General features: G+C 32.3%; 10 protein-coding genes. 8 read left to right on the top strand and 2 right to left on the bottom strand.

Annotated elements, in window-relative coordinates; translation table 11 throughout:
• Nucleotides 1–64 precede the first annotated feature (64 nt).
• The 3 genes from WKK_RS00260 (at nt 65) to WKK_RS00250 (ending at nt 4,579) form a co-directional block, all read left to right on the top strand.
• Nucleotides 65–1,420 carry an MFS transporter gene (locus tag WKK_RS00260; protein ID WP_013989087.1) on the top strand — a complete coding sequence of 452 codons (1,356 nt, stop codon included), beginning with the start codon at nt 65–67 and terminating at the stop codon, nt 1,418–1,420.
• Nucleotides 1,421–1,726: 306 nt separating this feature from the next.
• Nucleotides 1,727–3,229, top strand: coding sequence for a YfcC family protein (locus tag WKK_RS00255; protein WP_013989086.1), 1,503 nt, complete (start codon nt 1,727–1,729; stop codon nt 3,227–3,229).
• A gap of 12 nt (nt 3,230–3,241) precedes the next feature.
• Entirely contained in the window at nt 3,242–4,579 is a 1,338-nt protein-coding gene (locus WKK_RS00250; RefSeq protein WP_013989085.1) for a M20 family metallopeptidase, read from the top strand.
• 388 nt (nt 4,580–4,967) lie between these two features.
• Here the strand turns inward: WKK_RS00250 and WKK_RS00245 are convergent, their stop codons facing one another.
• Nucleotides 4,968–5,642, bottom strand: a complete 675-nt coding sequence (locus tag WKK_RS00245) for a Crp/Fnr family transcriptional regulator (RefSeq protein ID WP_013989084.1) — start codon at nt 5,640–5,642, stop codon at nt 4,968–4,970.
• Nucleotides 5,643–6,073: 431 nt separating this feature from the next.
• Here WKK_RS00245 and WKK_RS00240 point away from each other — a divergent pair, with 431 nt between their 5' ends.
• From WKK_RS00240 to WKK_RS00230, 3 genes are read left to right on the top strand one after another with little or no spacing between them, the layout of a single operon-like run.
• Nucleotides 6,074–6,505: a CopY/TcrY family copper transport repressor gene (locus WKK_RS00240; protein WP_013989083.1), complete on the top strand. Its 432-nt coding sequence runs from the start codon at nt 6,074–6,076 to the stop codon at nt 6,503–6,505.
• A gap of 29 nt (nt 6,506–6,534) precedes the next feature.
• The gene (locus tag WKK_RS00235) at nt 6,535–6,906 is read left to right on the top strand and encodes a cupredoxin domain-containing protein (RefSeq protein ID WP_006845433.1); all 372 of its coding nucleotides are present in this window, start codon (nt 6,535–6,537) and stop codon (nt 6,904–6,906) included.
• Between the two features lie 19 nt (nt 6,907–6,925).
• The gene (locus WKK_RS00230) at nt 6,926–8,845 is read left to right on the top strand and encodes a copper-translocating P-type ATPase (RefSeq protein ID WP_013989082.1); all 1,920 of its coding nucleotides are present in this window, start codon (nt 6,926–6,928) and stop codon (nt 8,843–8,845) included.
• 162 nt (nt 8,846–9,007) lie between these two features.
• Here the strand turns inward: WKK_RS00230 and WKK_RS00225 are convergent, their stop codons facing one another.
• The gene (locus WKK_RS00225; RefSeq protein WP_006845431.1) at nt 9,008–10,270 is read right to left on the bottom strand and encodes a solute carrier family 23 protein; all 1,263 of its coding nucleotides are present in this window, start codon (nt 10,268–10,270) and stop codon (nt 9,008–9,010) included.
• Between the two features lie 951 nt (nt 10,271–11,221).
• Here WKK_RS00225 and WKK_RS00220 point away from each other — a divergent pair.
• On the top strand, nt 11,222–12,703 hold the full coding sequence (locus WKK_RS00220; RefSeq protein WP_013989081.1) for a glycosyltransferase: 1,482 nt from the start codon (nt 11,222–11,224) through the stop codon (nt 12,701–12,703).
• The gene (locus tag WKK_RS00215) at nt 12,693–14,012 is read left to right on the top strand and encodes a glycosyltransferase family protein (RefSeq protein ID WP_013989080.1); all 1,320 of its coding nucleotides are present in this window, start codon (nt 12,693–12,695) and stop codon (nt 14,010–14,012) included. Before WKK_RS00220 ends, WKK_RS00215 begins: the two co-directional genes overlap by 11 nt.
• Nucleotides 14,013–14,020 lie beyond the last annotated feature (8 nt).

The following is a 14,020-nucleotide window of genomic DNA, read 5'->3' as shown; positions in this document are numbered from 1 at the left end:
AATCTCAATTGATTATGCCGTCTTTTTTATGTCTTAGAAATTATAAAATGAAGAGGAGAAACATATGAAAACAAAAGAATGGCACGTTTTTGCCGCAATTGTCGCCGCCGGAATTATGTGTTTTAGTGGGGTTTTAATTGAGACTTCAATGAACGTAACCTTTCCAACTTTAATGCAAGAATTTAATGTGAATGCAAATGGAGTCCAATGGGTAACTACGGGATATCTATTAGCCATTGCGGTGGTAGTTCCACTATCAGCATACTTTATTCGCAATTATTCAGCTTATCGCTTATTTATCATTTCTAATTTAATGTTTTTAGTAGGGGTTTTAACGGATGGATTTGCACCAACCTTGCCTATATTATTATTAGGACGTGTTTTTCAAGGAATTGGAACTGGAATTGCTTTACCGTTGATGTTTCATATCATTTTGACTAAATCGCCTTTAGAAAAGCGTGGTTCTATGATGGGGATTGGAACGATGACAACCGCTTTAGCACCTGCTATTGGGCCTACTTATGGTGGAGTAGTGATGGCTGCTTTGGGTTGGCGAGCTATTTTTTGGTTTTTGTTACCATTAATTATTATCTCGTTTATTTTAGGCCTACGATCAATTCCAACTGAAAAGGTAATGCGTAATGAAAAGTTCAATTTTATGGCTTTTATTATGTTATCGATTGGATTAGCTAGTCTTCTATTAGCTATTGAGCAATTATCAGTTAAATGGTTCTTGTTAAGCTTAATTGCATTAGGAATCTTTTATTACTTTAATAGTAAGACGACATTACTTAATTTACGAGTATTTAAACATCATGTCTTTAATCGATTATTAGTTGGTGTTTTAGTTTACCAAGCTATGTTCTTGGCTCTTTCATTCATTTTGCCAAGTTTCATTCAAATTGGGTTACACCAGTCTTCAACTGTTGCTGGATTATTTATGTTCCCGGGTGCCTTAATTGGAGCTGTCTTAGGACCAATCTCTGGTCGTATTTTAGATCAAATTGGACCAGTTAAGCCGATTTCAATTGGGTTAATAATTTCAACCCTAGCAATGATTGGGATGGCATTAACTTTCAAATATGAAATTATTTGGTTCTTATTGGGATTCCACATTATGACTCAGTTCGGTTCTGGATTAGCGGTTAATAATTTGATGACAGCAACCTTGAGTCAATTAGATCAAAATTTATCAGCGGATGGTAATAGTGTTCTTAATACCTTGCAACAATTTACTGGGGCCGCTGCTACAGCATTAGCAGCTCGTCTATTTGCTTCAGGTCAACAACAAGATCTTCAGCATGGAGCAATGCTTGGTAGTCGTACAGGAGTTTGGGTATTATTCGGTCTGTTTATTTTAACTTTGATTTTATTTAGTATTTCAATTCCTAGTCTAAAAAAACAGTGGCCTAATAATTAAACGGATATCATAATATAAATAGAAAGGGATAATCGTTAGTAATAACGATTATCCCTTTTAATTTATAACCACCTAAATAAAAAAATGAATGTTTCGAATTTATCTTTTATGTAGTTATAGATAATAACTTAGGGATCATTTATAAAAAATAATGATAATATGCATCTATATATGCATAAATGTTTGCATATCTATAGCAAGCTTTAATTTAGGTTAAAAACTTATGATTTATAACTTTAAAACCGCTTACAAATGAGATATTATGTAGTTAAGTTAAATGCTTAACTAATCAAAGGAGATGATATTATGAAAGAAAAAAAGAAAAAATTTCAGATGCCGTCGTCATTTACAATTTTGTTCTTTTTGATTATTGCCGTAGCTGTTTTAACCTGGATTATTCCAGCTGGACAATATGCAACAAATAAAGCAGGCGAAATTATTGCGGGAACTTATCATAGTCGCGCAGCTAATCCGCAGGGAATCTGGGATGTTTTCATGGCTCCGATTAAAGGGATGGTAGGAACTGAGGATGGTGACGGTACTGTCGCCATATCATTATTTATTCTGGTTATCGGTGGATTTTTGGGAGTCGTTAATAAAACCAAAGCCTTAGATGATGGAATTTCGACAATGTTATCAAAATATGCTGGAAAAGAAAAAATTTTGATTCCTATTTTAATGATATTATTTGCAATAGGTGGATCAACTTATGGAATGGGTGAAGAGACCATTGCATTTTATCCTATTTTAATTGCAGTGATGATCAGCGTGGGATTTGATTCATTAGTTGCAATTGCGATTGCCTTAATTGGTTCGCAGGTAGGGGTGCTGGCTTCAACGGTTAACCCATTTGCAACAGGAGTCGCTTCACAAAGTTTAAATATTTCTCCTGGGGATGGCTTATTTCCACGTTTAATTTTATTAGTGATTACAACTGCCATTAGTATTATTTATATTATGCGTTATGCTAATAAGGTGAAACAAGATCCAACTAAATCATTAGTATTTAATCAACGTGAATCGGATCTTAATGAGTTTTCAATTTCAACTAATGATACTGATAATGAAATGACTAAACGTCAAAAAGCAGTTTTGTGGCTTTTTGGTCTAACCTTTTTAGTTATGGTAATCGGTTTGGTACCATGGAATAGTATTAATGAAAAATGGACTTTCTTTGACTCTGCAACCAAATGGTTAACAGGAATTCCATTCCTTGGAAATTTCTTAGGACATGATATGGCTCCATTTGGAACTTGGTACTTTAGTGAAATGACAATGTTATTCCTCTTCATGTCTGTAGTGGTAATGTTTGTTTTCAAGATGAAGGAAAGTGATTTTATCGATTCATTCTTAAATGGAATGAATGAATTTCTAAGCGTTGCAATCGTGATTGCCGTGGCTCGTGGAATTCAAGTTGTGATGAATGATGGAAATATAACAGCTACTGTCTTACATGCTGGTGAACAAGGACTTCAACATCTTCCTGGTGGAATTTTCATCGTCTTAACCTTTATTTTCTATATTCCGATGTCATTCTTAATTCCATCAACATCTGGTTTAGCAGCTGCTACGATGGGAATTATGGGACCACTAGGGAAGTTTTCAGGTGTTACACCTGACCTAATTATCACAGCATATCAAGCCGCTGTTGGATGGGTAAATATTATCACGCCAACGTCTGGAATTGTGATGGGGGCCTTGGCAATTGCACATGTTAATATTACTACTTGGCTAAAGTTTACTGCTAAGCTAATGGGAATCCTACTAGTTGTTACGATTGCCTTCTTGGTAATCTGCACCTTATTTTAAGGAGAAAAATTCATGACAAATTATATTACAGATGAAATTCAAAATAATGCGATTAAAGCTCTAGGACGAATGATTTCTCAACCTTCATATAATACTGAAGCAGCCCCTAATGCACCTTTTGGAATTGGTATTCGTTTAGCTTTAGATGAAGTGTTAAAAATTGCGGATGAATTAGGATATCAAACTTATGTTGATCCCGAAGGTTATTATGGTTATGCAGAAATTGGAGAAGGGGACGAAATTTTTGGCCTAATTTGTCATGTTGACGTTGTCCCAGCTGGAGATAAAGCAGCTTGGAAGACGAATCCTTTTGAACTAACTCAAAAAGATGGTTCGCTCTATGGACGTGGAACCCAAGATGATAAAGGGCCAACCATTGCGACACTCTTTACCATTAAAGCCTTGCTAGATCAAGGAATGACCTTTAATAAAAAAGTACGCTTCATTTTCGGAACGGATGAGGAAATCCTTTGGCGGGGGATGGCTAAATATAATGAAAAAGAAGCTGGAATTGATATGGGAATTGCACCCGATGCTGAATTTCCACTTGTGTATGCCGAAAAGGGACTTCAACAATCATATTTGGTTGGACCTGGCTCAACGGAATTAGAGCTTAATCTAGTTAATGCTTTTAATGCTGTACCAGGATTAGCGACTTACAATGGTGCTAGGCAGTCTGAAGTGGAAACAGCCTTAGAAAAACATGGCTTCAATTATCAGAAGACAGATGCTGGACTCATTATTCAAGGCAACTCAGTCCACGCCATGAATGCACCTGAGGGGGAAAATGCGCTCTTACGTTTAGGAATTGCTCTAGCCGATGTCTTTCCTGGCGTCGCTGCCTTGGAGTTTATTAAAAATTTTGGTGAAGATGCAACTGGTGCTAATTTATTAGGAGTTATTAAAGATGAGGTCTCTGGTCAATTAACTTTCAATATATCTAGTTTGCAAATTAATGCTAAAGAATCCAGAATGCAAATTGATATGCGAATTCCGGTCCAAACAGAACATGATGCTTTGATTAAATTAATTGAAGAAAAAGTAGCTCCATTTAATTTCAAATATGAAAATTTTGATTATCTAGAACCACTATATGTACCAAAAGATGGAACACTTGTGAAAACTTTGATGCAATCATATATTAAAGTTACAGGTGAACAAATGGCAGAGCCTGGTATATCAGGTGGTGCTACATTTGCACGTACCATGAAGAATAGTGTCGCATTTGGTGCAATGCTAACAACAACGCCTGACTTTATGCACCAAGCCAATGAAAATTGGCCCGTAAGAGATATGCGGATAGCTATGGAGATATATGCTGAAGCATTTAAAAACTTGTTAGTAGATTAGATTTTTTTAAAATAAAAAACACTATCTATAAGCAGATAATGTTTATTTAAACCTCATTAATTGGCTTAAAGCTAAATTGTGAGGTTTTTAATTTTTTATAATAAATTCAGTAGTTAGTTTAACAAAAATAATTTTCATTTTAAGTATGTTTTATAAGCCAGAATAGCTTTAATAAATCATTAAAAAGTGATGAATAGGTTATATTTAAGTTAATATAGTTAAGCTAAAAAATTAAAATGTTGATTTTAAGCAAAAAATATAATAGTCAAAAACAAAAGTAGTATGGTATTATAAAAATATAGTTATAATTTTGAATCTAATATTAAAGATTTTTTCATCAAAAAAAGAAGTGTAATTAACAGAGTGGATTCAAACGAACCTATTAAAATTACATTGCCACAATATCTAACAAATGTTCCATATCTTTAATGATAATATGATGATTTTTGATATCGATAATTTTTTGTTGCCTTAATGTCGTTAAAATACGGTTAACAGAGGATTGTGAATTTATGCCACAAAAACTTGCAATATCCTCGTTGGTTACTATAAAGTCAATATAAACATCTTTTTGATCGGATAAATGTTTTCCAAAAAGATTGGTTAATTCATATATGAAAGCGCATACTGCTCCTGATTTTCCATTCATAGCAATCATTTGGAGATGAGTAATATTTTGAGAAAGCTTATTCTTATAATATTCACTGACATAAGTTCTTAATTTTTCATCATTATTAACCATATTCCAAAAATCTATGCGATCCATCTTATAAAACTCTGCAACATCAGATTCAATTCGGATGTTGAATGGTTGATCATTATCTTTGGATATTTCATCATCCCGTAATAGGTTTACCACATTGGGCTTTGTCATGTATGAAATGTTAAATTCTCGACCGTCTTGTAAAATGATTGAATTTTTAATGACTCCCTTCTTTAAAATATAGGTGATGTTTTCTTCAAATCCGTGATAAGTCAAATATGTATGACGTTTTTTTGTAATTATTGGAACCCCTTTATGTTTAAGGAAATTCAATAAATATTCAATACTATTTATATCCATTGTAAACCTCCAGTAAAGTAATATAATAAAAAAATTCATATTTTTAAGAATACGCTTTCAAACAAATTAAAACATTATTAAATGTTTATAACAAATCATATTAAGTTTAATAATATTAAATGCGTTTTTTATTAAGTGCTGAAGACAAAATATAATTTAAAAGATTCATGGTAGTAATGGATCTTTAAAAAAACTGCATCATAATATAAAATATTAATAATGGTCAAAGATATGTCACTTCTTAATAAGAATTCGTATTTTAAAAAAAGTTAATTAAATAAAAAACCAACTAAATCATTGGTTGGTTTTTTATTTAACAAAGATTAAAAAACTAGGTATAGAGATGAAATCAACATGATAATTGACATTTGTAAACGATTGATTTATACTTTGTTTACAAATGTAAACCCAAAACGAAAAGGAGGTTTTATATGGAGCAAGCAACTATACCTATGTCATCTGCTGAATTATCTGTTATGCATGTAATCTGGGCGCAAGGTGAAATTCGTAGTCGAGAATTAATTGATATATTACAGCAATCTCAAACTTGGTCGGAATCAACCATTAAGACATTATTAGGGCGTCTTGTTAAAAAAAATATTTTAAATACTATTCGTAATGGGAAGCAATTAATCTATACACCCACAGTTACTGAGCATGAAATTACGGACCAATATACTCAAGATATGTTTGACCAATTTTGTGATCATCATAAAGGAGCTGCTATTACCAAATTAGTCGAAACTGTACCATTAAGTCAAAATGATATTAAAAATATGATGAATGTTTTAATGAAACGGTTACCAGATGCTCCTGAGGAAGTGGAGTGCCATTGTTTACCGCAACAATGCGAACATAATTAATTTCTAAAATTAGATAAAAGGAGCGTTTTATGACCCAAATGATTATTTTAAGCATTGGTATTGTTTTAATTGCATTAATTACTTGGTGGTTCTTTGGTAAACATCAAGTCGAAACAGAGGAGGCTACGATGGAACAAGAAAAGCAAATTGTTAATATTAAAGTTGATGGTGGTTATTCACCCGAACAAGTGATCGTTAAGAAAGGTATGCCGACTGAGCTACGTTTTACAAAAATTGATGGATCAAGTTGTTTGGATCATGTCGTTTTCCCTGATTTTGGTATTAATCAGGCTTTACCACAAGATGAAACCACTTCAGTCACTGTTAATACGGATCAAGCCGGTGAATATGCATGGGCTTGCGGTATGAATATGTTTCATGGAAAATTAATTGTTAAGTAATTAATAGAAAGGTTTTATCATGCGTCTAAGTATCACTAAACGGTTTATCATCTCTTTGGTTTTGACTATACCGTTATTAATAGAAATGATCTTAATGCCTCTTGGTTGGGTATTACCTGGTCATACCTTGATGGCCTTTCTGTTAACTACTCTTGTTATGTTTTTGTCCGCGCAACCTTTTTGGAAGAGTGCTTGGGCATCATTTAAGAAGCATCATGCCAATATGGACACTTTAGTTGCCGTTGGGACAGCAACTGCTTATTTTTATAGTATCTATGCGATGGTCGTTAACCAGCCGGTTTATTTTGAAAGTGCAGCTGTTGTGACAACTTTTGTTTTGTTAGGACAAGTCTTTGAAGAACGCATGCGACATCAAGCTGCCAATGCAACGGAAAAATTATTAAATCTTCAAGCCAATGACGCAGAAGTTTGGCGTAATGAACAATATGTTCGGTTACCTTTAGCTGAAATTAAGCTAAATGATCAAGTATTAATTCGTCCTGGTGAAAAGATTCCAATTGATGGAGTCGTTATTGATGGGCATTCAAGCGTTGATGAAGCTGCTATTACTGGAGAAAGTTTACCAGTGGAAAAAAATATTAGTGACCAGGTTATTGGTGCTACGATCAATACTAATGGAAATTTAGTCATTAAAGTAACAAAAACTGAAAATGAAACTATGCTTCAGCAAATAGTTGATGTGGTTAAAAAGGCTCAAGTTAGTCGTGCTCCAATACAAAAATTAACTGATAAAATATCTGATATTTTTGTACCTATTGTTTTAATTATTGCTATTATCACCTTTTTAATTTGGTATATTTTTCTACAACTACCAGTAGGTCAAGCTTTAAGTTATGCCGTTGCGGTAATCGTGATTGCCTGTCCTTGTGCTTTAGGCCTAGCTACACCAACTGCATTAATGGTTGGAACGGGGCGAAGTGCTAAAATGGGAATCTTAATTAAAAATGGTGACGTTCTTGAAATCGCCGAACAGCTTAAGACGGTTGTCTTTGATAAAACTGGAACTATTACTCAAGGTCATCCTTTAGTGACAGATGTAATCGGATCAGATCGAAAGAATATTTTACGATTGGCTGCTAGCTTGGAAAATTTATCTGAACACCCGCTTGCTAAAGCTGTTTTAGATGCTAGCCAAGAAGAAGATGTGTTACCACTAGATGTAACTAATTTCAAAGCACTTGAAGGAAAAGGTGCTATTGGAGAGGTTCAAGGTCAGTTTGTTTTATTGGGAAATTATAAAATTATAACTGATGATACCAAAATTACTGAAAATCAAAAAACACAAGCCATGAAACTAGAAGATGCTGCTAAAACGGTGGTTTATTTGATAGTAAATAAAATGGTTATTGGATTAATAGCAATTCAAGATATCCCCAAAACTACTTCCCAAAATGCTATTGAAATGTTAAAAAGTCAAGGTATTCAGCCTGTTATGTTAACAGGTGACAACCAGGGTGTAGCTGATTCTATAGGAAAATCTGTGGGAATAGAGCAAGTCATTGCAAATGTTTTGCCGACTGAGAAAGCGGAACAAATTAAACGATTGAAACAAAATGGAACTGTGGCTTTTGTTGGTGATGGGATCAATGATGCACCTGCTTTAACAACAGCTGATTTAGGAATTGCGATGGGATCTGGTTCTGATATTGCAATTGATTCAGGAGATATTGTCTTAGTTAAAAATGATCTAAGGGATGTAACTCGGGCAATAGATATTAGTAAAAAGACTTTTCATAAGATTAAAGCTAACTTATTTTGGGCTTTTATCTATAATATTATTGGAATTCCCATTGCTGCTGGTTTGTTTAGTATTTATGGTTTAACCTTAAGTCCTGAATTAGCTGGATTGGCTATGGCCTTTAGTTCCATTTCGGTTGTCTTTAATTCATTGCTATTGAATCGGGTTAAAATAAAGTAAATTTAGATTATTTAATCCAAAAATGTATAAGATTAATTTACTGAAAAAGTAAAAACCAGTTAATAGACAATATGTTGTAATTCAGCATATTTTTCCTATTAACTGGTTTTATTTTATATTTAATTATTTCAAACTTAATATATTTAGGTAAATTTTTTTAATTTAAAGTTCACTTGCAGCTTTTTGTGGCAGTACCAAATTTAAACCAATTCCAACGATTGTAGCAACCGCAACTCCGGAAAACTGAAAATCACCAATTTGCAAGAAGGCATTCCCGATTCCAATAACTAAAATTGAGGACGTAATCATTAAATTTCTATTTCGATTAAGATCAATTTGATTATCAATTAAGATGCGTAAGCCACTTGAAGCAATTACTCCAAACAATAAGAAACTAATCCCACCAATAACTGGTAAGGGAATACTTTGAATCACAGCACTTAACTTACCAACAAAGCCAAACAGCATTGCCAAAATTGCAGCACCAATTACGACGTAGATACTATAAATTTTATTTAAAGCCATTACACCGATGTTTTCACCATATGAAGTAATCGCTGGGCCACCAATTAATCCGGCAACCATGGAGGCTACCCCATCTCCGGCCAAAGTACGATGAAGACCAGGATCTTTTAAAAATTGTTCACCCGTTAATTCATTTAGTACGACGATATGGCCCATATGTTCAGTCATGGTTACAAAAGCGATAGGAGCCATTCCTAAAATGGCATCCCAATAAATATGCGGTTGATATGCAATAAATGGAATTTCAAAAGCGGGGGCTTGGAGCCACGGGGTTCGAATTATACTAGAAAAATCAACCAAACCTAAGGTAATCGATAGCAGATAACCGGTAACAACCCCAATTAAAATTGAAATTTGACTTGCAAAGCCCCGCAGCAACATATTACATGCAATTGTTACAAAGAGGGTGACAAAAGCGATGATAAAGAAACGAAGATCATAATGACCGTGATTCATGGTCGCATTTTGTCCGGCTGTTCCGGCTAAGGATAAGCCAATAACCATAATAATTGGGCCTACAACTACTGGAGGTAAGGCTTTATCAATCCAATTAGTCCCAATTTGACTAACTAATAATGCAGTGATTAAGTAAACAATACCAACGGCAATTGTTCCTTGCGCAACTGCGGGATAACCTGTAGATTGCATCAAAGCTACCATAGGGGTAATGAATGCAAAACTCGAACTCATATATGAGGGAATTTTACCTTTAGTTACTAGAATATGCATTAAAGTTCCAACACCGGAACTGAATAATGCAATTCCAGGATTTAAACCAACTAAAATGGGGACTAAGACTGTTGATCCAAACATCGCAAAGAGATGTTGAAAAGATAAGCCTAACCAACGCAAGGGAGTTGGGCGATCATGGATTCCAAGAACAATATTTGTGTTATGCATACGTAACATCTCCTAAAAAAGGCCCTCTAATCCTCAAGGAAAAGAAGGCCTCATGAAATTGGCTAGTGATAAGTCGCTTTTATGGATTCCTTTCAAGCCTCTCGGACTAGATTAAAGGTATAAGTTAATTAAATTTTACTTAGTATAATAAGTTATAAGTGAATTGTCAAATTATTTATTTCACATTATTTTAAATAAATGTATTCAATATTTTCAGCGATCTTAATTATAATATATTTTATTGCTTTTTAATGATAAAAAACATATGCTTATTTTTATAAATATAGATATTTAAAACGTATTACTTGAACAAATATTTATGTTTTTTAATTTATGCTAATAATTAAAAAATTAGATGATGTATCTTCAAATTAATATATAACAGTATTTTAAATAGTTAATAGATGGTTTTTACATAAAAATAACTAAATAATACTGATTTTTTAACTGTATTTATAACCGAAATGATGAATAATTAATGCGGTATTATAAGGTTTGTATTCATAGTTTTTTATTTTAAAACATTACAATTACAATAATTTAAAAACAAATAAAGCGCACAAAAATATTTTTTTGTGCGCTTTATTTGTTTTTAAATTACCACATTTTTTATCTTGCTGTGAAGTAAGTAACATTAGTTACGTTATGAATTTGACTATTTGTTAATATTTAAAAGACGTTAAGGAAGTGAATGTGTAGAGTTAATCTGAATTTTTTAAATAAATGGAGGAGGTGTTTATGGTACGGGTAATTAGTATTAAATAAAAGATTAACATGGAGTTAGAAAGCTAATACACAACGTTAATTTATATACAAATAAGAGTATTTAATACAGAAGTGTCGTAGAAAATAATTCTAGGAATATAAGATTTATAACCATGAATATATATTAATTAACGAAAAAACATAATCATAAAAAAGAATTATTTATGATTGTTTGGAGAATAAGTAATGAGAATTTTTAGTGTGAATAAAGGAATTGGTTTTGCATCAAGCGGCGTAGAGTATGCCCAAAAATATCGGCGTGAACTTTTAGAAGAACTTAAGGCAGATGACTATTACATATATTTGAATTATATATCTAAAAATATTGTTATATATACAGATTTGATGGAATTTCCTAAAAATAAAATATTATCTATCTACAACTATTTAAGTGAACGTAGAAATAATGAATCAACATACCGAGTTGAAGACTTTTTGACCACCATTCTTGATGAATATGAAATTATTCATAAAAATAATGAATCAATTCGAATTAAATTAAAAAATAAAAATACAGAATATAAAATTTGGTTATTGAAATCAGGCATGATTGATCGAATTGATTATGTGGAGAACAGCGTTTTAATTCGAGTCTATCACTATGATGATTCTTTAAATAATTTTGAAGAATATCAAAAAGGTGTTTTAGTTCGAAGAGTTTTTTTCAAAAATGATGGTAAGCAAGCATTTGAACAATATTATGAAAAGGGCCAAATATCAATGACATTTATTGATGGGAAAATTCTTTATGGAAAGTATGAATTCTACCAAGAGCTCTTCGATAAGCTTCAATTAAAAACAGATGATGTTATTTTAATTGATCGCGGATTAGATGTTGTTGAAGGCCTATTGCCTAAACTAGCTAATAAAGCACGATTAATGTCAGTAGTACATGCTGAACATTATAATGAGCCTTTATCAGATAGCCACCATATTCTATGGAACAATAATTATCAATATGTTTTCGATCATGCAGAATATTTTGACAGTATTATTGTATCAACGGAGAGGCAAAACCAAGTTTTACGAGGCCAATTAAAACACAAAACAAATGTCGTAACTATTCCTGTTGGGTATGTTGACAATATTATAAATAATCGAAAATATGATCCGTATCGAATGGTCACAGCAAGTCGTTTAGCTAGAGAAAAGCATATTGATGTAATTGTGAAAGCAGTTGTGAAAGCAAAATCAATATTACCAGATTTAAGTTTAGATATTTATGGAGAAGGTGGTGAACGAAACTTAATCCAGAATATCATTGATGATTTAGATGCTAATAACTATGTTCATTTGTTAGGACATAAAAAAATGAATGGTATTTATGGTCAATATGGTGCATATATTTCAGCATCAACATCGGAGGGATTTGGTTTGTCACTGCTAGAAGCGATTTCAGAATCTTTGCCAATTATTGGTGTTGATGTTGATTATGGTAATCGAGAATTTATTATGAATGATCAAAATGGAGTGCTCTATCCTAGGACTGAAATTGAAGAATTAGATATTAATTTGGAGCAAGCCATTTTAGATTTCTATAGTAATAAGCTGGAAATATCTGGTAGAAGTGTTGCTCGCAAAAAGGCAAAACAATATTTAAAAAACAATGTATCTGAGCAGTGGGGTGCATTACTAGGATTAAAACGTGAGGTTGGCGATGAAAATTAATATTTTTGATTACTATGATGGAAAGACACAACGACTATTAAATTCTTTAAGGACTGCAGGTATATCTAGAAATAATTTATTTGTACATTACGCTGGAGACTTACCAGAAAATGCTATAAGTCCATTTTCGTTTTTTATGGAAATAGATCATCAAAAACGAGAAGGACTTTTCTTTGATCAAGTAGAGGTTCCGGAATTTTATGATATACGACATGTTAATGGTAGTAATGCCAACATTGAGAATATGGGACATGTTGTCGGTAGCGTTAATTATAGTAAAAAAGGTTACCGATTAGTTGATACGGTTGATTGGTATTTAAATGGAGATCCTAAAAAAATAATTAAAAAAGATTTTTATAATATTTCAGGAAAGCATTATGCCACTAGCTTTTTTTCAGAAGGTAAACCCTATTTGACTGAATACTATAAGGATGGCGAGGCTGTTGTCATCGAAAATTTAGTTACACATAAAATACAACTAATTATTAAAGAAAGAAAAATTATATTTAACAATCTAACAGAGTTCTTTATCTTCTTTTTAGAAAAAGCAGAAATTAATCCAGATGATATTTTTATTAACTCGTTAAATTATCCGCTATTTATTGCAAAAATAGTTGCTGTTAAACCTAATACAACATTATTTTGGCAAGAAGCATTAGGAGAAAAAATACCTGGAAATATGGAATCAGAGTTAAACAGTCCGAAGGCGTTAAAACAAATTATATTTAATAATGAAGACCATTTGAAACAAGCTGAATCACAATATGTATCAACAAAAGTTAATTTAAATTATTTGTCAGATATTGGTGAATTTACAAGGAAAAACACCTTCATAAAGAAGGCATTCATATTAACAAATAGTGACCGACTTTATGGACTAGAAGATATTCTAAATACATTTAATGAACTTGACATTACCGTTGCAGCTTATACAAATATGAGTACTAAACTAGAGCATTTGGGTGATAAATACAATAATCTACATTTAATTCCATCGTTAGCACCTAAAAAATTAGCTGCAGAAATGAATAAAGCTGATATTTATTTGGATATTAACGATGGTATGAAAGTTGATAATGTCTTAAAAAAGGCGTATCGACAAAATATGATAATTCTTTCTATGGACCAAGTTAAATCATCAAATTATAAAAGCTTGAATTTCTATGATGTTAGATCTCTATGCAACGATTTAGCAAGCATAATGTCTAGTGAAAATACATGGAGAAGTAGTCTCAATAAAATGATTCAACAAAACGGACCTTCGTCTAAGGTATCTGATTATAAACAGTTTTTAAGCATTAAAAATTAATTATTTAT

Source organism: Weissella koreensis KACC 15510 (genome assembly GCF_000219805.1).
Taxonomy (GTDB): domain Bacteria; phylum Bacillota; class Bacilli; order Lactobacillales; family Lactobacillaceae; genus Weissella; species Weissella koreensis.
Note: the sequence above shows the minus strand (reverse complement) of the source record. Positions and strands in the feature narration are given on the sequence as shown.